Annotated in this window: 21 protein-coding genes and 4 tRNA genes; 10 read left to right on the plus strand and 15 right to left on the minus strand. The window is 69.6% G+C overall.

Features of this window, described 5'->3' with window-relative positions:
• Positions 1-44: 44 nt before the first annotated feature.
• The 4 genes from ruvC to pdxS form a co-directional block, all read right to left on the minus strand.
• On the minus strand, positions 45-611 hold the full coding sequence (ruvC, locus tag ACHFGS_RS11955; protein ID WP_394279415.1) for a crossover junction endodeoxyribonuclease RuvC: 567 nt from the start codon (positions 609-611) through the stop codon (positions 45-47).
• A gap of 56 nt (positions 612-667) precedes the next feature.
• A complete protein-coding gene (locus tag ACHFGS_RS11960) occupies positions 668-1,432 on the minus strand; it encodes a YebC/PmpR family DNA-binding transcriptional regulator (protein ID WP_394279416.1) in 765 nt (254 codons plus the stop codon).
• A gap of 71 nt (positions 1,433-1,503) precedes the next feature.
• Positions 1,504-2,091: a pyridoxal 5'-phosphate synthase glutaminase subunit PdxT gene (pdxT, locus tag ACHFGS_RS11965; protein ID WP_394279417.1), complete on the minus strand. Its 588-nt coding sequence runs from the start codon at positions 2,089-2,091 to the stop codon at positions 1,504-1,506.
• Positions 2,088-2,978 carry a pyridoxal 5'-phosphate synthase lyase subunit PdxS gene (gene pdxS, locus ACHFGS_RS11970; RefSeq protein WP_394279418.1) on the minus strand — a complete coding sequence of 297 codons (891 nt, stop codon included), beginning with the start codon at positions 2,976-2,978 and terminating at the stop codon, positions 2,088-2,090. Before pdxS ends, pdxT begins: the two co-directional genes overlap by 4 nt.
• A gap of 40 nt (positions 2,979-3,018) precedes the next feature.
• Between pdxS and ACHFGS_RS11975 the strand changes: the two genes are divergently transcribed.
• Together ACHFGS_RS11975 and pdxY are read left to right on the plus strand one after the other, a co-directional pair.
• Positions 3,019-4,371, plus strand: a complete 1,353-nt coding sequence (locus tag ACHFGS_RS11975; protein WP_394279419.1) for an aminotransferase class I/II-fold pyridoxal phosphate-dependent enzyme — start codon at positions 3,019-3,021, stop codon at positions 4,369-4,371.
• Positions 4,368-5,219 carry a pyridoxal kinase PdxY gene (gene pdxY / locus ACHFGS_RS11980; protein WP_394279420.1) on the plus strand — a complete coding sequence of 284 codons (852 nt, stop codon included), beginning with the start codon at positions 4,368-4,370 and terminating at the stop codon, positions 5,217-5,219. The genes ACHFGS_RS11975 and pdxY overlap by 4 nt, the downstream gene beginning before the upstream one ends.
• A 15-nt stretch (positions 5,220-5,234) precedes the next feature.
• Here pdxY and ACHFGS_RS11985 read toward each other — a convergent pair whose 3' ends face one another.
• From ACHFGS_RS11985 to ACHFGS_RS12015, 7 genes are all read right to left on the minus strand, one after another.
• On the minus strand, positions 5,235-5,786 hold the full coding sequence (locus ACHFGS_RS11985; protein ID WP_394279421.1) for an HIT family protein: 552 nt from the start codon (positions 5,784-5,786) through the stop codon (positions 5,235-5,237).
• A complete protein-coding gene (gene thrS, locus ACHFGS_RS11990; protein WP_394289490.1) occupies positions 5,783-7,792 on the minus strand; it encodes a threonine--tRNA ligase in 2,010 nt (669 codons plus the stop codon). Before thrS ends, ACHFGS_RS11985 begins: the two co-directional genes overlap by 4 nt.
• A 132-nt stretch (positions 7,793-7,924) precedes the next feature.
• Positions 7,925-8,587 carry a DNA alkylation repair protein gene (locus ACHFGS_RS11995; RefSeq protein WP_394279423.1) on the minus strand — a complete coding sequence of 221 codons (663 nt, stop codon included), beginning with the start codon at positions 8,585-8,587 and terminating at the stop codon, positions 7,925-7,927.
• A 1-nt stretch (position 8,588) separates the two neighbouring features.
• Positions 8,589-9,101, minus strand: coding sequence for a glycine cleavage system protein R (locus ACHFGS_RS12000; protein ID WP_394279424.1), 513 nt, complete (start codon positions 9,099-9,101; stop codon positions 8,589-8,591).
• Positions 9,102-9,296: 195 nt separating this feature from the next.
• Positions 9,297-9,368, minus strand: a tRNA-Val gene (locus ACHFGS_RS12005).
• Between the two features lie 25 nt (positions 9,369-9,393).
• Positions 9,394-9,467 (minus strand) — tRNA-Cys (locus ACHFGS_RS12010).
• Positions 9,468-9,521: 54 nt separating this feature from the next.
• Positions 9,522-9,593 (minus strand) — tRNA-Gly (locus tag ACHFGS_RS12015).
• Between the two features lie 173 nt (positions 9,594-9,766).
• Here ACHFGS_RS12015 and ACHFGS_RS12020 point away from each other — a divergent pair.
• A tRNA-Val gene (locus tag ACHFGS_RS12020) sits at positions 9,767-9,839 on the plus strand.
• A 70-nt stretch (positions 9,840-9,909) separates the two neighbouring features.
• Positions 9,910-10,260, plus strand: a complete 351-nt coding sequence (locus tag ACHFGS_RS12025) for a YnfA family protein (protein ID WP_394279425.1) — start codon at positions 9,910-9,912, stop codon at positions 10,258-10,260.
• 10 nt (positions 10,261-10,270) lie between these two features.
• On the opposite strand, the gene ACHFGS_RS12030 is transcribed toward ACHFGS_RS12025, so the two are convergent.
• The 3 genes from ACHFGS_RS12030 to zapE form a co-directional block, all read right to left on the minus strand.
• Complete coding sequence (locus tag ACHFGS_RS12030; protein WP_394279426.1) at positions 10,271-10,792, minus strand: type II toxin-antitoxin system PemK/MazF family toxin; 522 nt, start codon at positions 10,790-10,792, stop codon at positions 10,271-10,273.
• A 103-nt stretch (positions 10,793-10,895) separates the two neighbouring features.
• A complete protein-coding gene (locus ACHFGS_RS12035) occupies positions 10,896-12,113 on the minus strand; it encodes an ammonium transporter (RefSeq protein ID WP_394279427.1) in 1,218 nt (405 codons plus the stop codon).
• 196 nt (positions 12,114-12,309) lie between these two features.
• Positions 12,310-13,338 carry a cell division protein ZapE gene (zapE, locus tag ACHFGS_RS12040; RefSeq protein ID WP_394279428.1) on the minus strand — a complete coding sequence of 343 codons (1,029 nt, stop codon included), beginning with the start codon at positions 13,336-13,338 and terminating at the stop codon, positions 12,310-12,312.
• 39 nt (positions 13,339-13,377) lie between these two features.
• On the opposite strand from zapE, the gene ACHFGS_RS12045 reads away from it, so the two are divergent.
• A complete protein-coding gene (locus ACHFGS_RS12045) occupies positions 13,378-14,073 on the plus strand; it encodes a dihydrofolate reductase family protein (protein ID WP_394279429.1) in 696 nt (231 codons plus the stop codon).
• Here ACHFGS_RS12045 and ACHFGS_RS12050 read toward each other — a convergent pair.
• Positions 14,045-15,265 carry an alpha/beta hydrolase family protein gene (locus ACHFGS_RS12050; RefSeq protein ID WP_394279430.1) on the minus strand — a complete coding sequence of 407 codons (1,221 nt, stop codon included), beginning with the start codon at positions 15,263-15,265 and terminating at the stop codon, positions 14,045-14,047. The genes ACHFGS_RS12045 and ACHFGS_RS12050 overlap by 29 nt on opposite strands.
• A 25-nt stretch (positions 15,266-15,290) precedes the next feature.
• Between ACHFGS_RS12050 and ACHFGS_RS12055 the strand changes: the two genes are divergently transcribed.
• The 5 genes from ACHFGS_RS12055 to ACHFGS_RS12075 all read left to right on the plus strand — a co-directional run bounded on the left by ACHFGS_RS12055 (position 15,291) and on the right by ACHFGS_RS12075 (position 21,106).
• Positions 15,291-15,875, plus strand: a complete 585-nt coding sequence (locus ACHFGS_RS12055) for a DUF3000 domain-containing protein (protein ID WP_394279431.1) — start codon at positions 15,291-15,293, stop codon at positions 15,873-15,875.
• Positions 15,868-17,064 (plus strand): ribonuclease D, encoded by a 1,197-nt coding sequence (locus tag ACHFGS_RS12060; RefSeq protein ID WP_394279432.1) that lies wholly within the window; start codon positions 15,868-15,870, stop codon positions 17,062-17,064. Before ACHFGS_RS12055 ends, ACHFGS_RS12060 begins: the two co-directional genes overlap by 8 nt.
• A 72-nt stretch (positions 17,065-17,136) precedes the next feature.
• Complete coding sequence (locus ACHFGS_RS12065) at positions 17,137-18,339, plus strand: thiolase family protein (protein ID WP_394289491.1); 1,203 nt, start codon at positions 17,137-17,139, stop codon at positions 18,337-18,339.
• A gap of 10 nt (positions 18,340-18,349) precedes the next feature.
• Entirely contained in the window at positions 18,350-20,494 is a 2,145-nt protein-coding gene (locus ACHFGS_RS12070) for a 3-hydroxyacyl-CoA dehydrogenase NAD-binding domain-containing protein (RefSeq protein WP_394279930.1), read from the plus strand.
• A 72-nt stretch (positions 20,495-20,566) separates the two neighbouring features.
• Entirely contained in the window at positions 20,567-21,106 is a 540-nt protein-coding gene (locus ACHFGS_RS12075; RefSeq protein ID WP_394279929.1) for a hypothetical protein, read from the plus strand.
• Positions 21,107-21,113: the final 7 nt, after the last annotated feature.

Raw genomic sequence — 21,113 nt, forward strand, 5'->3', positions numbered from 1 at the left:
CGAGCGTTCGGACGTATGTTCGAGCGACACGCGTGGGCGGCGCGTCAGCGACGGACGGCACTCTCCGCCTGAGCCCATGCGCGCTGCGCCGGAGTGAGCGATCCGCTCGCGGCGGTTGCGCCAGCGCCGCCGCGGCGCCACGCGTGACACAGGGCGAGGGCGAGGGCGTCCGCGGCATCTGCCGGCCGCGGCAGGCTGTCGAGGCGGAGCACGCGCGCCACCATCGTCTGCACCTGCAGCTTGTCGGCGTTGCCGTAGCCGGTGACAGCGGCCTTCACTTCGCTGGGCGTGTGGGTCGCGGCAGTCAGGCCGTGCTCGGCCGCGAGCATCAGCGCGATGCCGCTGGCCTGCGCCGTGCCCATCACGGTGCTGCGGTTGTTCTGCGCGAACACCCGCTCGACCGCCACGACATCGGGTTCGTGCTCGGTCAGCACCGAACGGATGCCGGCGGCGATGAGCGCCAGTCGCTGCTCGATGGGCAGCTCCACGCCCGACCGGACGGCTCCGACGTGGACGAGTGTGGCGCTCCGGTCGCGCCGGACATCGACGACGCCGACACCGCACCGGGTGAGGCCGGGATCGATGCCGAGAACGCGAAGAGCGGATGCCACTCCCCCACGCTAATGCGGGGGTGTGCGGCATCCGCTCCAGGCGCGCCAGAGGCCGATTACTCGCCGTCGTCCTCTGCGAGCTCGGCCTGCACCTCCGCGGTCAGGTCGAAGTTGGCGAAGACGTTCTGCACATCGTCGCTGTCCTCGAGGGCGTCGATGAGGCGGAAGATCTTGCGGGCGGTGTCGGCATCGACCTCGACCTTCAGATTCGGGACGAACTCGACGTCGGCCGACTCGTACTCGATCCCGGCGTCGGCCAGCGCCGTTCGCACGGCGACGATGTCGGAGGCTTCGGTGATGACCTCGAACCCGTCGGCACGGGGCTCGACCTCTTCCGCGCCGGCTTCGAGGGCCGCCATCATGACGTCATCCTCGGTGGTGCCCTCTCCAGCGACGACGACGACGCCCTTGCGGGTGAAGTTGTACGCGACCGACCCGGGGTCGGCGAGGGTGCCGCCGTTGCGCGAGAGCGCGGTGCGCACCTCAGCGGCGGCGCGGTTCTTGTTGTCGGTCAGACACTCGATCATGAGGGCGACGCCGTTCGGTCCGTACGCCTCGTACATGATCGAGGTGTACTCGACCGATTCGCCGCCGATGCCGGCGCCGCGCTTGATCGCGCGGTCGATGTTGTCCTTGGGGACGGAGGTCTTCTTCGCTTTCAGGACGGCATCGAACAGCGTCGGGTTGCCGGCGAGGTCGGCACCGCCGAGCTTGGCGGCCACCTCGATGTTCTTGATGAGCTTCGCCCACGACTTGGCACGGCGCGCGTCGATGACGGCTTTCTTGTGCTTGGTGGTGGCCCACTTGGAATGTCCGCTCACGGGACTCCTCTCGAAAAACGCGAGTCCCATTGTAAGGGCGCGACCTCGCCCCCTTGTCGAGCGCGAACAGGTCAGCGCCCGGCGACCGCCTCCAGGAAGAGGCGGTGGAACCGGACCTCCCCGGAGATCTCCGGATGGAAAGCCGTACCGAGCAGCGCACCCTGGCGCACGGCCACGATGTCGTCCCCCACGCGCGCCAGCACCTCGACCGAGGGACCGACGGATGCCACGACGGGAGCGCGGATGAAGGTCGCCCGCACCGGGTCGGGGCCGACAGCGGGCACGTCGAGCTCGGTCTCGAACGACTCGGTCTGACTGCCGAAGGCGTTGCGGCGAACCGTCACGTCGAGGCCGCCGAAGCTCTCCTGCCCTTCGATGCCGCCCTCGATGCGGTCGGCGAGGAGGATCAGCCCCGCGCAGGTGCCGTAGACCGGCAGGCCGGCGGCGATGGCGGCGCGGATCGGGGCCTGCATCCCGAATGCGCGGCTGAGCTTGTCGATGACGCTGGATTCGCCGCCGGGGAGGACGAGGCCGGCCACGGCATCGAGCTCATCGGGGCGGCGCACCGGAACCGCGTCGGCGCCCAGCTCGCGGAGGACGCGCAGGTGCTCGCGCACATCGCCCTGCAGAGCGAGGACGCCGACGCGGGGGCCGGTCACCAGCCGCGCTCAGCGAGACGGTGCGGGGCGGGCAGGTCCGACACGTTGATGCCCACCATCGCCTCGCCGAGACCTCTGGAGACCTCCGCGATCACGGCGGCGTCATCGTAGAAGGTGGTGGCCTTGACGATCGCGGCGGCGCGCGCCGCGGGGTTCCCGCTCTTGAAGATGCCCGAGCCGACGAAGACGCCGTCCGCACCCAGCTGCATCATCATGGCGGCATCTGCGGGGGTGGCGACGCCGCCGGCGACGAACAGGACGACCGGCAGCGTGCCGGTGCGGGCGATCTCGGCGACCAGCTCGTAGGGGGCCTGGAGCTCCTTCGCCGCGACGTACAGCTCGTCGGGCGAGAGCGCACCGAGGGCCGCCACCTCGCCGCGGATCTTGCGGATGTGCTTCATCGCCTCTGACACATCACCGGTTCCCGCCTCACCCTTGGACCGGATCATCGCAGCGCCTTCGGTGATCCGACGGAGGGCCTCGCCGAGGCCCGTCGCACCGCACACGAACGGGACGGTGAACTGCCACTTGTCGATGTGGTTCACGTAGTCGGCGGGCGAGAGCACCTCGGACTCGTCGATGTAGTCGACGCCGAGCTGCTGCAGCACCTGCGCCTCGACGAAGTGTCCGATGCGGGCCTTGGCCATCACGGGGATGGAGACGGCCTCGATGATTCCGTCGATCATGTCGGGGTCGCTCATGCGCGAAACCCCGCCTTGGGCGCGGATATCGGCGGGCACGCGCTCGAGCGCCATGACGGCGACAGCGCCGGCGTCTTCGGCGATGCGTGCCTGCTCGGGGGTGACGACGTCCATGATGACGCCGCCCTTCAGCATCTCGGCGAGGCCGCGCTTGACGCGCCCCGTTCCGGTCTCAGTGGTTGGCATAGGCCAAAAAGTAGCATGTCTCGGACATAGGATCTGTTCCATGACGGATGCCGCGGACTCGATCACCGGTGAGACGGCGGCCGAGATCGCCGACAGCATCCGCGCGCTGATCGACCAGGGCAGGCTCGCGCCCGGCGCCGCGCTCCCCCCGGTACGCGCACTCGCCGAGACCGTCGGAGTGAACCGCAACACTGTCGTCGCGGCGTATCGACAGCTCGCCGCGGCGGGCGCGGTGGAGACCGCGGGGCGCGCCGGGACGAGGGTCACCGAACCCTCCGAACCCGCGCAGGAAGGCTTCGCCGCCGACACCGTCCTCCGCGACATCGGCACCGGCAACCCCGATCCCGCCCGGATCCCCGATCCTCTCCGCGCGCTGTCCACCCTCCCCGCCCGGCCGGTGCTGTACGGCGAGCCGACGATCGATCCCGCCCTCGAAGAGTGGGCCACACGCTGGATCAGCGCCGACCTTCCTCGGGGGCGCGAGGTGCATCTGACGATCACCGGGGGCGCCGTGGACGCCCTGGAGCGGCTCTTCGCCGACGCGCTGACCCGCGACGACGCCGTGGGGCTCGAGGACCCGTGCTTCCTCTCCGCGCTCCGCACCGTCCGGATCGGCGGCTACCGGCCCGTCGCGATTCCGGTCGATGAGGCGGGCATGACCCCGGACGGTCTCCAGGCCGCTCTGGACGCCGGCGTCCGCGCCATCGTGTGCACCCCGCGCGCCCACAACCCGACCGGCGTGAGCCTGACCGCCGAGAGGGCGGCGGAGCTGCGTGCGGTGCTGGCGCGGCATCCGTACGTCCTCGTCATCCAGGATGACCATTTCTCGATGCTCTCCCGCGAGCCGTACCACTCGATCATCGGCCCCGACCACCGCCGGTGGGCGCTCATCCGGTCGGTCTCGAAGTTCCTGGGCCCCGACATGTGCCTGGCCGTCACGGCGAGCGACGAGGAGACCGCCTCACGTCTGGGCCGGCGCCTCAGCCCCGGATCGACGTGGGTGAGCCACCTGCTGCAGCGGCTCGTCGTCGCGCAGGTGAGCGACCCGGAGGTGCTCGCGATGGTCGAGGCCGCCGGTGTTCACTACCGGGAGCGCAATGAGGCCTTCGCAGCAGAGTTGACCCGGCTGGGCATGCCCACGCGGCCCGGCGATGGCTTGAGCCTCTGGGTCGGCCTGCCCGCGCCCGCGCGCGCCGTCGCTGAGCAGCTGATGCGCCGCGGCTGGCTCGCCCGACCCGGCGACGAGTTCGTCCTCGTCGACGACGCGCCGCTGAGATACCTCCGTCTGACCGTGCATGACCTTCCCGAAGACGATGCCGCGCGCCTTGCCGCCGACGTCGTCGCCGCTGCGCGCGCTGCCGCGCCCTCATCGAAAGTGACGTCCGCCCCGTGAAGACCCTCTCCATCCAATCCGCCGTCGCATACGGCCACGTCGGCAACTCGGCAGCGGTCTTCCCGCTGCAGCGCATCGGCGTCGAGGTCTACCCGGTCTACACGGTGAACTTCTCGAACCACACCGGCTACGGGGCCTGGCGCGGACCGCTCATCAGCCCCTCCGACGTGGCCGACGTGATCACCGGCATCGAGGAGCGCGGCGCGTTCGCGGACATCGACGTGATCCTCAGCGGCTACCAGGGCGGCGAGGGCATCGGCGAGGTCATCCTCGACGCCGTCGCGCGGGTGAAGGCCGCCAACCCCTCCGCCGTCTACGCGTGCGACCCCGTGATGGGCAACGCGAAGAGCGGCTGCTTCGTCGCGCCGGCCATCCCGGTGCTGCTGCGCGAGCGCGTCGTCCCCGCCGCCGACATCATCACGCCGAACCAGTTCGAGCTCGGCTTCCTCACCGAGACCGAACCCACCGACCTCGAGTCGACGCTCGCCTCGGTCGACGCCGCCCGGGCGATGGGACCGTCCACCGTCCTGGTGACGAGCGTGGAGCGCCCGGACCGCCCCGAAGGGTCGATCGAGATGATGGCGGTGACCGGCGAGGGCGCGTGGATCGTGCGCACGCCGCACATCCCGATGAAGGCCAACGGGTCGGGTGATGTCACCGCGGCCCTGTTCACGGCGCATTTCCGCGCGAGCGGTGACGCCGCCGAGGCACTCGCGAAGACGACGTCCAGTGTCTTCGATCTGCTGCAGACGACCTTCGACGCGGGCTCCCGCGAACTGCAGCTGATCGAATCGCAGGAGTTCTACGCGCAGCCCCGCATGCAGTTCGAGGTCACGCAGGTCCGGTGACGGACGGCCTGCCCGTCAGATGACGGGCCAGGCCCCCTGCACGGCGTTGCGCACCTCTCCGAGCAGCTGCGGCAGAGCCTTCGTCTTGGCGATGATCGGGAAGAAGTTCGCGTCCGTCGCCCACCGTGGCACGATGTGCTGGTGCAGGTGTTCGGCGACGCCCGCTCCCGCGACCGCACCCTGGTTCATACCCAGGTTGAAACCGTCGCAGCGGGCGACGTCGCGGAGGACGCGCATGCCGATCTGCGTGAGCGCGCCGATCTCGGCGACCTCCTCCGGCGTCGCGTCGTCGTACGTCGCGAAGTGGCGGTAGGGGCACACCATCAGGTGGCCGGAGTTGTACGGGTAGAGGTTCAGCAGCACGAAGGCGGTCTCGCCTCGCGCGACGATCAGGCCGTCCTCGTCGCTCTTGCCGGGGGCTGCGCAGAACGGACAGTCGTGCGCGAGGGGCTCCGGTCCCGCCTGGATGTACGCCATCCGGTGCGGCGTCCACAGCCGCTGGAACTGGTCGGGCACGCCGCCGAGCGACGCGGCATCCTCGAGTCGGCGCTCGGTTCCGTCGGTCATGCGAGGTCCTCCGCGGTGCTGATGAGGGCGCGGGATGCCACGGCGGCGACGATCTTCTCGATCGCCTCGTCGACGGCGATGCCGTTGGTCTGGCTGCCGTCGCGGAAGCGGAACGACACGGTGCCGCCGGAGCGGTCCTGCTCGCCCGCGATGAGCTGCAGGGGCACCTTCTGCGTCGTGTGGGTGCGGATCTTCTTCGGCATGCGGTCGTCGGAGTGGTCGACCTCGGCACGGATGCCGCGGGCGCGGAGCCGCGCGACGATCTCGTCGAGGTAGGGGCCGTACTCCTCGGCGACGGGGATGCCGACGACCTGCACGGGAGCCAGCCACACCGGGAAGGCTCCGGCGTAGTGCTCGAGCAGGATCGCGAAGAAACGCTCGATCGAGCCGAACAGTGCGCGGTGGATCATCACCGGCCGGTGCTTCTCGCCGTCGGGGCCGGTGTACTCCAGCTCGAACCGCTCGGGCTGGTTGAAGTCGAGCTGGATGGTGGACATCTGCCACGTGCGGCCGATCGCGTCGCGCGCCTGGACGGAGATCTTGGGTCCGTAGAACGCCGCGCCGCCCGGGTCGGGAACGAGCTCGAGGCCCGACCCCTCGGCGACCTGACGGAGCGTCTCGGTCGCCTCTGCCCACAGGCGGTCGTCGCCGATGAACTTGGGGTTGCCCTCCTCCTTGGTGGACAGCTCCAGGTAGAAGTCGTTGAGGCCGTAGTCGCGCAGCGTCTGCAGCACGAACTCGAGGCTGTGCTCGAGCTCGCCCTTGACCTGCTCGGCGGTGACGTAGATGTGGGTGTCGTCCTGCGTCATCCCGCGCACGCGGGTGAGGCCCGCGAGGGTGCCGCTCTTCTCGTAGCGGTAGACCGACCCGAACTCGCTGAGGCGCAGCGGCAGCTCACGGTAGCTGCGTCCACGGGAGCGGAAGATCAGGTTGTGGAACGGGCAGTTCATGGGCTTCAGGTAGTACTCCTGGCCCTCGCGGGACACGTGCCCGTCGGCATCCACCACCTCATCGAGCACCATCGGCGGGTACATGCCGTCGGCGTACCACTGCAGGTGCCCGCTGGTCATGAACAGGTCGCCCTTGGTGATGTGGGGCGTGTTCACGACCTCGTAGCCGTTGGCCAGGAGACGCTCGCGCATGTAGCGCTCGATCTCGTATCGGATGATCCCGCCCTTGGGGTGGAACACCGACAGGCCGGGGCCGATCTCCTCGGGGAAAGAGAACAGGTCGAGTTCCTTGCCGAGCTTGCGGTGGTCGCGCTTGGCGGCCTCTTCGAGACGGTGCTGGTAGGCGCGAAGCTCGTCCTTCGGCGGCCAGGCGGTGCCGTAGATGCGCTGCAGCTGCGGGTTCTTCTCGCTGCCGCGCCAGTAGGCGCCGGCCACGCGGGTCAGGTCCCAGCCGTTGCCGATCATGCGGGTGCCGGGCACGTGGGGCCCGCGGCAAAGGTCCTTCCAGGCGACCTCGCCGTCCTTGCGGACGTTGTCGTAGATCGTGAGCTCGTCGGCCCCGACCTCGACGGACGCGCCTTCGGTGGACTCCGCTCCCCCGCCCTTGAGCCCGATGAGCTCGAGCTTGAACGGCTCGTCGGCGAGCTCGGCGCGGGCCTCGTCGTCGGTGACGACGCGGCGGACGAAGCGCTGGCCCTCGCGGACGATGCGCTCCATCTCCTTCTTGATGGCTTTGAGGTCCTCGGGGGTGAACGGGTCGTCCACGCCGAAGTCATAGTAGAAACCGTCGGTGACGGGCGGCCCGATGCCGAGGTTCGCCTGCGGGCGCACCCGCTGCACCGCCTGCGCCAGCACGTGCGCCGTCGAGTGCCGCAGGATCGACAGACCGTCAGGGCTGTCGATCGTGACCGCCTCGACGCCGTCGAGGTCGTCGACCGTGGTGGAGAGATCCTTCAGTTCGCCGTGGACGCGCAGGGCGACGACGGAGCGGTCGGGGAAGAGGGCGAAACCATCGGCGGGAAGTGCGACATCTGCCGGCGCGATCACATCAGTCAAGGGGAATTCTCCAGAAACGTGGCTTGGATCGAGGCTACTCAGCGTGGAGCGCGGTGCGCTCCGCCCGCTCAGGCGCGAAGCGTTCGCGCGCCGACGGAAGCGGGGTGCCGGCGATGATCCATAAGCGCGATTCTAGTGCGAGAGGTGGCGCACAGCCTCCCTCCGACTCAGCGGGCTGAGCGCGTGAGCGGGCACGTAAGCCGCGACCCATTCCGGGAACTTCCGCGCCGCGTCCCGCAGCGCCCAGCCGATCGCCTTGCGGATGAAGAAGTCCGGATCGCGCAGGTTCGGCTCCAGCACGTCGGCGAGCAGCTTCAGGTCGGTGCGCTCGCGACGGTTCAGCTGTGACAGGATCGCGAGCCGCCGGAGCCACAGGTCACCGCTGACGCTCCAGCCGCGGACGAGGGATGCCGCGTCGCGAGGGTGAGCGTCGAGGAGCTCCCGCACCCGCCCGGCGAGCTCGTCGGTGATGTCCCACCACTGGCCGGCGCGCACCATGTGCTCGATCAGCGGCACCACCGCCTGGTCGCCGCGCACGGGTGGCACGGCCAGGAGCATCATGGCCGCGTACCGTTCCTCGCGGTGCGTGGCGCCGTCCCAGAGCTCACGTGCCGCCGCCAGGACGACGCGGCCGTCCGAGATCGATCGCGCGGACCGCCGTGCGATCGACCGCGTTTCGGGCACGCGGACGCCGAGGAACGGCATGTCGGATTTCATGTAGGCCTGCTGCCCGGCCGCACGTTCCGGATCGGCGGCGCTCCGAAGGGCCGCGCGGATGTCCGCCGCGGTCGTCATCTCACGCGACGGTGACGTCGACCTGGATCTCGTCCGCGAGGCGCTCGAGCGCGGCTGTCACGGCAGCGGCATCCGCTCCCTCGGGAACACGCACGACAGCCGTGGCTTCGAAGAGTGTGCCGCCGGCCATGGGCGCTTCGAGGGTGCGGCTGCGGAAGACGTCCACGCTCGCGGCGTGGGCGGCGATCGCTGCCGACACGTCACGGACGATACCGGGCCGGTCGTTGCCGAGCACCGTGACCTCGTACGACTGCGCGGGAGTCGGCGCCTCGGTGGCGGCGTGGCCGCTGTGCGTCGTGACACGCAGCATCCCATCCAGGTCTCCCAATGCCGCGGTCAGCTGCTCCGCACGGTCATCGGGAACCGAGACGAGCACGATCCCGGCGAACGCGCCGGCGAGCTCGGCGAGCTCGCTGCGCTCCCAGTTGCCGCCGTGAGCGGCGACCTGCTCCGCGAGCGCATTGACGAGACCGGGCCGGTCGTCACCGACCACCGTGAGTACGAGATGGGCCATGCCGCGAGCCTAGCCCTCGACCGCTGCGCCCGGCAGAGGCCGGCCACTCGCGAGAACGCACGTCGCGAAGCCCGCGCAGTTCGCGTTTCAGCACCCGCTACTGATCGCGAGGCTGAGTGCGCCTTACGCGAAAACCACACAGATCATGGCCCCTGAAACGAGAAAACCCCCGGTAAAACCGGGGGTTCGTCTCTGTGCGCGATACTGGGATCGAACCAGTGACCTCTTCCGTGTCAGGGAAGCGCGCTACCGCTGCGCCAATCGCGCCCGTGAAGGCTGTTGAGTTGTGGAGTGGAGGTGGCGACGGGATTCGAACCCGTGTGGACGGCTTTGCAGGCCGCTGCCTAGCCACTCGGCCACGCCACCGTGTGTGGTTTGACCCACGTGACGTGATCTCCCGAAGGAGATCCCCCACACTCGAGCGGATGACGAGATTCGAACTCGCGACCCTCACCTTGGCAAGGTGATGCGCTACCACTGCGCTACATCCGCGTGCCCTCCGGTTTCCCCGAGGACCTGCGCTCCCTGGTTGCCCCGGGAACTCGATCTACATTAGACGACATTTCGCCGAGCACAAAACCGATGCCCCCCGCGCGTGTCCCGCCTCGTCGTTCAAGACGGCACCGCCGATCGGGTATGCTCGATCACCGGCCCTCAGTGGCCTGGGGCGATTGGCGCAGTTGGTAGCGCGCTTCCTTCACACGGAAGAGGTCGTCGGTTCGAGTCCGGCATCGCCCACCCTCAGACCCCCGGCTTGCCGGGGGTTTCGTGTTCCCGCCGCGCACGATCCCCCTGCCAGACTGGCGCCATGACCATCGCCCGCATCATCATCCTGTTCGCCCTCGCCGCCGTCGCCGAGATCGGCGGGGCCTGGCTGATCTGGCAGGCGGTCCGCGAGAACAAGGGCTGGCTCTTCGCGCTGATCGGGGTCGTCGCGCTGGGCGCGTACGGGTTCATCGCGGCGTTGCAGCCCGACGCCAACTTCGGCCGCGTCCTGGCTGCGTACGGGGGCATCTTCATCGCCGGCTCGCTGGCGTGGGGCATCGTCGTGGACGGCTTCCGGCCGACGACGTGGGACTACGTCGGGTCCGCCGTGGCGCTCCTGGGAGCGGCGATCATCATCTTCGCGCCGACCGCCTCCGCGACGACTGTCGACTGACCTCGCCGGATCAGCCGCGCACGCGCCACCCGAAGCGTGTCGCGAGCTCGGTGGCGACGTCTGCGAAGACCTCGGGGCTCACAGCCGCTCCTTCGCGCCTGACGCCGTCGCGGGGCACGAGGTACACCTGATCCGTGTCCAGCCACGAGGGGCGGCCTGCGCGGTCCCAGGGACCCGTGCCGAGGAAGATCGACCCGTCGGGACGGTCGGGCTCACGGCTGGTGAGCTTCATCGCGAAGACCCGCCCTCCGTCCGCCTCGGCGATCAGCAGCAGTGGGCGGTCCTTGCCCTGGGTCGGATCCTCCTGAAACGGCACCCAGCCCCACACGACCTCACCGGCATCGGGACGCCCGTCGGGCTGGGCTGCATACACGAGCTCGAGCGCGCCAGGACCGGGCGGGGCGATCTCGACGATGGATGCCGCGTTCGCCGACGCCCCTCCCCCCGGGGCCACGATGTGCGGGATCTGGGAAGCACCGGCATCCGGGCGCTGCGGAGCGAGCAGGTGCATGACGCGAGAGAAGAATCCCATCTCGCCACGGTAGACCACCGTGCAGCGTCGACGGCAGCCGACATCGCAACGATGAAGAGGCGCCCCGGCCGGAGCCGGGACGCCTCTTCGAGAGGTGTGTCGATCAGTCGGCGAGGGCGTAGCCCTCTTCGCCGTGGACCACGGTGTCGATGCCGGCGAGCTCGTCCTCGTTCTTGACGCGGAAGCCGATCGTCTTCTCGATGGCGAAGCCGATGACGAAGGCGACGACGAACGAGTAGACCAGGACCGCGAGGGCCGCGACCGTCTGCGACACCAGCTGGCCGGCGTCACCGCCGGTGAACAGGCCGGTTCCGGTGGCGAAGAAGCCGAGGTAGAGGGTGCCGATGAAACCACCGACGAGGTGGACGCCCACGACGTCGAGCGAGTCGTCGTAGCCGAGCTTCCACTTCAGCTCGATCGCCAGGGCGCAGACGGCACCGGCGATGACACCGAGCAGCAGGGCCCAACCGGGAGCGAGGGCGGCGCAGGCCGGGGTGATCGCGACGAGACCGGCGACAGCACCCGAGGCGGCACCGACGGAGGTCGCCTTGCCGTCCTTGAGCTTCTCGACGAGCGTCCAGCCGAGGATGGAGGCTGCCGTGGCGCCGAGGGTGTTGATGACGATCGTGCCGACCATCTGGTCCTCGGTGCCGAGCAGGCCGAAGGTGCCCTCGGCGCCGGCGTTGAAGCCGAACCAGCCGAACCACAGAAGCGCCGCACCGAGCATCACGAGCGGCACGTTGTGAGGCTTGTGGATGCCCTTCTGGAATCCGACGCGCTTGCCGAGGACCAGGGCGAGAGCGAGAGCTGCTGCACCGGCGTTGATGTGGACAGCGGTACCACCGGCGTAGTCGATGACGGCGGGAAGGCCCGTCTCGTCACCCCAGTTGAAGATCCAGCCGTCGCCCCAGACCCACGCAGCGACGGGGAAGTAGACGACCGTCGCCCACAGGCCCGCGAAGATCATCCACGCACCGAACTTGGCGCGGTCGGCGATGGCGCCGGAGATGAGGGCGACCGTGATGATCGCGAAGGTGGCACCGAAGGTCGCGCCGACCAGGGTGTCGCTGTCAGCGCCGGCCAGGCCGAAGTCGCTGAACGGGTTGCCGGCGAACGCGAGCGTGCCGCCGCCGAGCGACATGTTGAATCCGAAGAGGATCCACAGGACGCCGACGAGGCCCATCGCACCGAAGCTGAGCATCATCATGCTGACGACGCTCTTCGCCTTGACAAGACCGCCGTAGAAGAACGCCACACCGGGCGTCATTAGGAGAACGAGGGCTGTCGCCGCGACAGACCACGCGAGGTTTCCGCTGTCCATGAAGTTCCTCACTCATGTGTTGTGTAACTCGGTCCCGGAGCTTCGCAAGTCATCGGGTTCGCGAGCTTTTCGGGCGCGTTCAGTTTTGCGGGCCGGGGTTTCGGCTGCCGCATGCGCCGCGTTTCGCGGGTGTTACACGAGTGCCCCTGGCGTAAACATCAGGTTTCGTGATGCTCTGCAGTCGCCAGGGGGAACCTCAGGAATGAGTGAGTGCGACCAGACGGGAGACGGCGCGGAGGTACTTCTTGCGGTAACCGCCGGCGAGCATGTCCTCGCCGAACACCTGGTCGAGCGGCGTGCCCGTCGCACGGATCGGAATCTGGGCATCGTAGGCACGGTCGACGAACGCGACGAAGCGCAGCGCGGCGGACTGATCGTCGAACGGGGTGACATCGCGCAGACCGATCTGGTCGATGCCCTCGATGAGGCGGATGTATCGCGACGGGTGCACCGTCGCGAGATGCTTCACGAGCGCGGTGAAGTCGTCGTCCGAGGCGACGCCCGAGCGGGCTCCGTCTTCGGTCGCGCTTTCGTAGTCACCATCGGCGAGCACGACGGCATGCCCGTCGACAGCGCGCTGACGGTAGTCGGTGCCGTCGATGCGGATCGTCTGGAAGTGCTCGGCCATGGCGTGGATCTCCCGGAGGAAGTCCTGTGCCGCGAAACGACCCTCCCCAAGCGCGTTCGGCGGAGTGTTGGAGGTGGCCGCGAGCTTCGTGCCGGTGGGCACCAGTTCGCCGATCAGCCGGGTCATCACCATCGTGTCGCCCGGGTCGTCGAGTTCGAACTCGTCGATGCAGAGCAGATCTGCGCCGCGGAACAGCTCCACCGTCTTCTGATAGCCGAGCGCCCCGACGAGCGCCGTGTACTCGATGAACGACCCGAAGTACTTCCGGCGTGCGGGCATCGCATGGTAGATGGACGCGAGCAGGTGGGTCTTGCCGACACCGAAGCCACCGTCGAGGTAGACACCGGGCTTCATCTCCGGCTCGCGCTTCGCTCGCCTGAAGAAGCCGCCGCGGGCGACGGGCGCCCCGGCCCCACCGCTGAACCGCTCCAGAAGATCCTTGGCCTCCTGTTGCGACGGGTACGTGTCGTCCGCGCGGTAGGTCGAGAACGTGGCGCCGTCGAACTGCGGCGGCGGGACGAGAGCGGCGACCATCTCGGCCCCGCTGACCTGGGGATGACGATCGCTCAGATGCGTGACGGCGGGGTCGGAAGGCACCCGTCAACCCTAGCGGCGTGCGAGGATGACCACGTGTGGGTGACCGAGGTCGTACCGTCTTCCGGCGAACGAGCGGATGCCGCGTCCGATGACGGCCGCAGCTGGATCGCCGATCGCTACCGTCGCGGTGACCACGCGTACGTCCGACTCAACATGCTCACGTCGCTCACGGGCGCGGCAGTGGGTTCCGACGGCACCAGCGACACGCTCACCAGCCGCGTCGACCGCGCGATCCTCTCCGCCATCCGCGCGGAGGCGGACGTCGTCGTCGTGGGCGCCCAGACGGTCCGCGCAGAGGGATACGTCCTCCCCCGCCGAGCGCGACTCGCCGTCGTCTCCCGTTCCGGCGACCTCCGCGGTCACCGCTTCACGGCGCGCACGGACGCTCCCGCCGATCAGGTGCTGCTCCTGCTTCCCGAGGGTGTCCCCGAGCCCGACGACACCGGACTCGCCACCGTCGTCCGGGTGCCCGGTAGGGACGACCTCTCCCCCGCCGGCATCGTCGGGGTGCTGCGGGGGCGCGGACTCGGGCGCATCGTGTGCGAGGGCGGCCCGTCGCTCGCGTCCCAGTTCGCCGACGCCGGGCTCATCGACGAGTTCTGCCTGACCACCGCGCCGGCGCTGACGCCCGTGGCATCCCCGGTGCTCGACGTGGCACGACCGGTCGCCACGGAGGTCGCGGGGATGATCGTCGACGAGGCGGGTTTCAGCTACCTGCGACTGCGCCGGACGTGAGCCCCTGCCGCTCCAGCCAGGAGCGGATCGCGCCCGTCCACCGGTCCTCGTCGTAGTTCCAGAGCTTCGTGTGCCGCGCGACCTCGAACTGCTCGAGGTCGACGAGGTCCGCCCGCGCCGCCGCGAGCGCCTGAGACGCGCCCGACGGGACGAAATCGTCGCCCGAGCTGTGCAGGATGAGGGTGGGATGCCGCAGCTCCGCCGCGCGGGTGACCAGATCGAGGTCATCGAGGGGGATCGGGTCCTCCGCTCCCGACAGCCTGCTCGACCAGCCGCGGGTCAACGCACCGAGCGCGAGGCCCGTGACAGGGCGGGGCACCCCGAGAGCACGCGCGTGGTGACCGAGCACCGTCCGCCAGTCGATGACGGGCGAGTCGAGGATGAGCCCGGCGATCACGTCGCCGTGCGCAGAGTTCAGCGCAGTCTGCAGCGCGATCGCGCCGCCCATCGACCAGCCCACGAGCACGATGCGGCGTGCACCGCGAGAGAGGGCCAGCTCGATCGCGGCGTCCACGTCGCGCCACTCCGTCGCGCCGAGCGCGTACGTGCCCTCACGGGTCGCGGGCGCCTCGCCGTCGTTGCGGTACGAGACGATGAGCGAGGTGAGACCGGCGGAGCGGAAGGTGGGGATGGCGCGCAGGCACTCCGAGCGGGTCGTCCCGCGGCCGTGCACGTGGATCGCCCAGACCCCGCTGTGATCCTCGGTCGGGAACAGCCACGCGGGCGCGCCCCCGAGCGAGGTCGGGACCTCCACCTCGGTGAACGGCAGGTGCAGCTCCTCGGGGTCGCGGAAGTACCACCCGCTGAACGCGGCCTCCGCCGCGAGGCGGTCGGTCGGACCCACTTCGGTGAGGAGCTTGCGGGTGACCCCGGCGGCATCCGTCGACAGGACCGTGCCGATCTTGAGGTACGACTGCGTCCCGCTCGTGAAGAGTCCGTACCTGCCAGGCAGCTCGGTGTCGGCGTTCCGCGTGATGCGGACGGTCTGCGAGGCGGTGTCGACGTCGAGCAGTCGCAGGTCGGCGATGCGGGCGGCCGGTTCGATCGCGCGGCGGCCGATGCGGGCGGCCACGAAGGCCAGCACCCCGCTCGCGCTGACGAGGGCCGTCGCCAGGCCGACGATGACGCCCCCGAAAACGGCGGCTGACGCGGGTCGGGCGCCCTCGGGGACGGCGCGCCTGGAACCCTTCATGGTGCGCTCATTCTAGTCTGACGGCGTGACTGACCACGCGGACGCCTCGCCCGCCTTCACCGCGACCGCCGACGCGCTGCGCGCCCTCACGTTCCGCGATGACTTCGTCGTGCGCGAGATCGCCGCGCCCTCCTCCCTCGCACCGGAAGCGATCGCGTTCGCCGGCGACGTCCGTCCCGAAGAGGACGAGACCGACTCGCCGTTCGGCACCGGCCGCATCGTCATCCTCCACGACCCCGATGAACCCGACGCGTGGGGCGGCCCTTGGCGGATCGTCTGCTTCGCGCAGGCGCCCCTCGAACCCGAGATCGGCACCGATCCCCTGCTCGCCGACGTAGCCTGGTCCTGGTTGGTCGATGCGCTCGCCGCCCGTGGCGCGACATTCCACGCCGCGTCGGGCACAGCGACCAAGACGCTCTCGAAGGGCTTCGGCACGCTCGCCGCAGAAGGCGACGGCGCGCAGATAGAGCTCCGCGCGTCGTGGTCTCCCGAGGGCGAACTGACACGACACATGGACGCCTGGGCGGAACTGGTCTGCATGCTCGCAGGCCTTCCACCGGGCTCGGAGAACATCGCCGTATTCGGCGGACAGCGGAGCGCACGTGGCTGAGTACGACGTCATCGCCGATCTGAACGGAGCGGCGAAGGCCGCGGCGACCCTCGCGGCAGGCACGGGGCCCGTGGCCGTCGACGTGGAGCGAGCATCGGGCTTCCGATACTCGCAGCGCGCGTACCTGATCCAGGTCTTCCGCCGGGATGCCGGGGTGTTCCTGTTCGACCCGCGTGCGATCGGCGACATGTCAGCGCTGCAGAGCGCGATCGGCGACGAGGAGTGGGTGCTCCACGCGGCGAGCCAGGATCTCCCGTCGCTCCGCGAAGACAGCTTGAACCCGCCTCGCATCTTCGACACCGAACTCGCATCGCGTCTGCTCGGGCACGACCGCGTCGGTCTCGGAGCTGTCGTCGAACGCACCCTCGGCATCGCCCTCGCGAAGGCGCACAGCGCCGCCGACTGGTCGACCCGGCCGCTGCCGCAGGAGTGGCTCGAGTACGCCGCCCTCGATGTCCTCCACCTCGTCGACGTCCGCGACGCGCTCGTCGCCGAGCTCGAGGAGCAGGGCAAGACCGCCTTCGCCGAGGAGGAGTTCGAGGCGGTCCGCACCCGCCCCGCCAAGCCCGCCCGCGAAGAGCCGTGGCGCCGGCTGAGCGGCCTGCACAGTCTGCGCGGTCGTCGCGCGCTCGCGATCGCGCGCGCACTGTGGACGTCGCGCGAGGAGTTCGCCCAGGCAGAGGACGTCTCCCCCGGCCGTCTCGTGCCCGACCGCGCGCTGGTCGCCGCGGTGGCCGCCGACCCTGCCACGAAGGCCGACCTCGCGCGGATCAAGGAGTTCACGGGGCGCGCGAGCCGCTCGCAGCTGGATCGCTGGTGGGCCGCGATCGAAGCGGGCCGAGCCGATCCGATGCTGCCCTCCGAGCGTGGCAGTGGCGACGGGATGCCGCCGCCTCGCGCGTGGGCGGACCGCAACCCTCCCGCGGACGCACGCCTGAAGGCCGCACGGCCGGCTGTGGAGGCCGTCGCCGAGGGCCTGTCGATGCCGACGGAGAACCTCTTGACGCCCGACACGCTGCGGCGTGTGGCGTGGAATCCGCCGGCCGAGATCACCGCGGAGACGATCTCCGCAGCGCTCGAGGAGCGGGGTGCGCGCCCCTGGCAGATTGCACAGACTGCACAGGTGATCGCCGCCGCCTTTGTGGAATCCGTCAACGCATCCGGGGACGCCCCCGAATCGGCTTCGTAGGTTCGAACCAACCGATTTTTCCGCCCTCCGCGCGTCCCTAGGCTGGGGGTGAACCCAACCATTGGAGGCAGTGTGGCCGAGCTTTCGGACGTCTACTTCGTCGACGGAATGCGCACCCCGTTCGGGCGCGCCGGCGAAAAGGGCATGTACTGGAACACCCGGGCCGATGACCTCGCCGTGAAGGCGACGATCGGTCTCATGGAACGGAACCCGTCGGTCCCCGCCGACCGCGTCGACGACGTCGCCATCGCCGCGACGAGCCAGACGGGCGAGCAGGGCCTTACCCTCGGGCGCTCCGTCGCGATCCTCGCCGGTCTCCCGCAGACGGTGCCCGGCTTCGCGATCGACCGCATGTGCGCGGGCGCCATGACGAGCGTCACCACCATGGCCGGATCGATCATGGCCGGCATGTACGACGTCGCCCTCGCCGGTGGCGTCGAGCACATGGGTCACTACCCCATCGGCGGCAACGCCGACCCGAACCCGCGCTTCGTCGCGGAGAAGATGGTCGACCCGGGCGCGCTCAACATGGGCGTCACGGCCGAGCGCATCTTCGACCGCTTCCCGCACCTCACCAAGGAGCGCAGCGACCGGTTCGGCATGCTGAGCCAGCACAAGGCGCAGGCCGCCTACGACGCCGGCAAGATCCAGCCCGACCTCGTGTCCGTCGCGGTCAAGGACGCCCAGGGCGCCTGGGGCCTCGCGACCGAAGACGAGGGCCGTCGTCCGCAGACCACGATGGAAGACCTCGCCGCGCTGAAGACGCCCTTCCGTCCGCACGGCCGCGTCACCGCCGGCACCTCCTCGCCCCTCACCGACGGGGCGACCATGTCGCTGATCGCCGGCGGCGGCGCCGTGAAGGAGCTGGGCCTGAAGCCGAAGATGCGCCTCGTCTCGTACGCCTTCGCCGGCGTTCAGCCGGAGATCATGGGCATCGGCCCGATCCCGTCGACCGAGAAGGCGCTCAAGAAGGCGGGTCTCACGATCGACGACATCGGCCTGTTCGAGCTGAACGAGGCGTTCGCGGTGCAGGTCATCTCGCTGCTCGATCACTTCGGGATCGCCGACGACGACCCGCGCGTGAACCAGTGGGGCGGCGCGATCGCCGTCGGGCACCCCCTCGCGGCATCCGGTGTCCGCCTCATGATCCAGCTCGCGGCTCAGTTCGCCGAGCGTCCCGACGTCCGGTACGGCCTCACCGCCATGTGCGTGGGCCTCGGTCAGGGCGGCTCGGTCATCTGGGAGAACCCGCACTACAACGGCAAGAAGAAGTGAGACAGCCGCGATGACGAACTACGACTCCATCGACTTCAGCCCGATCCTCGGCCTCTCCGACAGCGAGGTCGTCACGAACTCCCCCGCCCGTGACATCACGCTGCCCAGCGGCAAGGTGATGGCTCTCATCACGCTCGACAACGGGCGCGACCACACGCGGCCGAACACCCTGGGACCGGCGACCCTTACGGCGCTCGGCCAGACGCTCGACACCCTGGCAGCCCGCGCCGCCAAGGGCGAGATCCAGGCTGTGGGCATCACGGGCAAGCAGTACATCCTCGCCGCCGGCGCCGACCTCAGCGAGGTCAGCAACGTCGGGTCGAAGGACAACGCCCGCCTGATCGCCCAGCTCGGCCACAAGGTGCTCGGCAAGCTCTCCGACCTCGGCGTGCCGTCCTTCGCCTTCGTGAACGGGCTCGCTCTCGGCGGCGGCCTCGAGATCGCCCTCAACTCGACCTATCGCACGGTCGACGCATCGGCGGCGGCCATCGCGCTGCCCGAGGTGTTCCTCGGCATCATCCCCGGCTGGGGTGGCGCCTACCTGCTGCCGAACCTCATCGGCATCGAGAACGCCCTCGAGGTCGTCATCTCCAACCCGCTGAAGCAGAACCGTGTGCTCAAGCCGAAGCAGGCCTTCGACCTCGGGATCATGGACGCGATCTTCCCCGCCTCGAACTACCTCGAGGACTCGCTCCGCTGGGCCGACGGCGTGCTCGCCGGCACGGTCAAGGTCGAGCGCAAGAACGAGCCGGGCAAGATCGAGCGCCTCACCAAGTGGCCCATCGCGATCAAGATGGCGCGCGGCATGCTCGAGTCGAAGATCGGCACGATGCCTCGCTCCCCGTACGTCGCCCTGGACCTCCTCGACAAGGCGAAGAGCGGCACGAAGGCCGAGGGCTTCGCGCGCGAGGACGAGGCGCTCGCCGACCTCGTCACGGGCGACCAGTTCGCGGCATCCATGTATGCGTTCGACCTCGTGCAGAAGCGTGCGAAGCGTCCCGTCGGCGCCCCCGACAAGACTCTCGCGAAGAAGGTGACCAAGGTCGGCATCATCGGCGCCGGCCTCATGGCGAGCCAGTTCGCGCTGCTGTTCGTCCGCCGCCTGCAGGTTCCCGTCCTCATCACGGACCTCGACCAGGCCCGCGTGGACAAGGGCGTCGCCTACATCCACGAGGAGATCGGCAAGCTCGAGGCGAAGGGCCGCCTCGACGCGGACAGTGCCAACAAGCTGCGCGCGCTCGTGACCGGCACAACCGACAAGAGCCTCTACAAGGACTGCGACTTCGTCATCGAGGCCGTCTTCGAGGAGGTCGGCGTCAAGCAGTCCGTGTTCGCCGAGATCGAGGCGATCGTCGCCGAGGACACGATCCTCGCCACGAACACCTCGTCGCTCTCGGTCGAGGAGATCGGCTCGAAGCTCGCCCACCCCGAGCGCCTCGTCGGCTTCCACTTCTTCAACCCGGTCGCGGTGATGCCGCTGATCGAGATCGTGAAGACGCCGCAGACCTCGGATGCCGCCCTGTCGACGGCGTTCGTCGTCGCCAAGGGCCTCGGCAAGAACGCCGTGCTCACCGCCGACGCCCCGGGCTTCGTGGTGAACCGCCTCCTCGCCAAGGTCATGGGCGAAGCCGCACGCGCGGTCTACGAGGGCACGCCCGTCGCCGACGTCGAGAAGGCGTTCGCGCCGCTCGGCCTGCCGATGGGACCGTTCCAGCTCATCGACCTCGTCGGCTGGAAGGTGGCCGCCCACGTGCAGGACACGATGGTGCGCGCGTTCCCGGACCGCTTCTACGCCAACGACAACTTCCACGAGCTCGCCGAGCTGTCGGAGATCGTCGAGAAGGACAAGGGCGGTCGGGTCACCGGCTTCACGAAGGCCGCGGAGAAGGTCGTCAAGAAGGCGGCCGGCTCGAAGGCGACGGCATCCGACGTCATCCTCCAGCGCGTCCAGGACGGGCTGGCCCAGGAGATCAAGATCATGCTGGACGAGGGTGTCGTGCCCGAGGTCGAGGACATCGACCTCTGCCTCATCCTCGGCGCCGGCTGGCCGTTCATCGACGGTGGCGCGACGCCGTACCTCGACCGCGAGGGGGCGAGCGAGCGCGTCTTCGGCGGCACGTTCCACAACCCGCCCATCCGCGGCATCGGCGCCTGATCGATCGCACGTGAGGACGGCCCCGGGCTTCGGCTCGGGGCCGTTCCGCGTCTGCGCCACTAGACTCAGCCCATGACGACCGTGCCGGTGCGCACACTCGAGGAGCCGATGGCGTTCACCATGGGCGAGTTCCTCCGCGGCGCACTGATCGCCTTCCTCGGGTACCCGCTCTGGGGAACGCTCCTGACAGCGATCGTCAGCGTCCCCGCCGATCCGGCCGGCGTGCTGACCTGGCTCCCGGTCTTCCTGCTGTACCTCGTCGGCGTCGCGGCGCCCTGGACGATCGGCACGCTCGTCGTCGGGCTGACTCCGGCCTGGGCCCTCGGGCGCGCGCTCCGGCGCGTTTCCGGGAAGGGTCTCCACGTCGCCGCCTTCGCGCTGCTGGGTGCGGCACTCGGGGCGCTCACCCTGGTCGTCGCGCTCACGATCGGCGGTATGCCGCCGCTCACGCCGGAGCTCTTCATCGCCCACGTCGGAGCCGGCGGGCTGACCGTCGTCACCGGATGGTGGTTCACGGCCCGGCGGGCGCTTCACCCCCGGCAGCGAGCCCGCCGCACGCAGGCGGACCTCGACGCCGCCGTCGAGGACCGCATCGTCGAGTCGACCACCTGACCCCGCT

It is taken from the genome of Microbacterium sp. (assembly GCF_043427715.1).
In the GTDB taxonomy this organism is placed as follows: domain Bacteria; phylum Actinomycetota; class Actinomycetes; order Actinomycetales; family Microbacteriaceae; genus Microbacterium.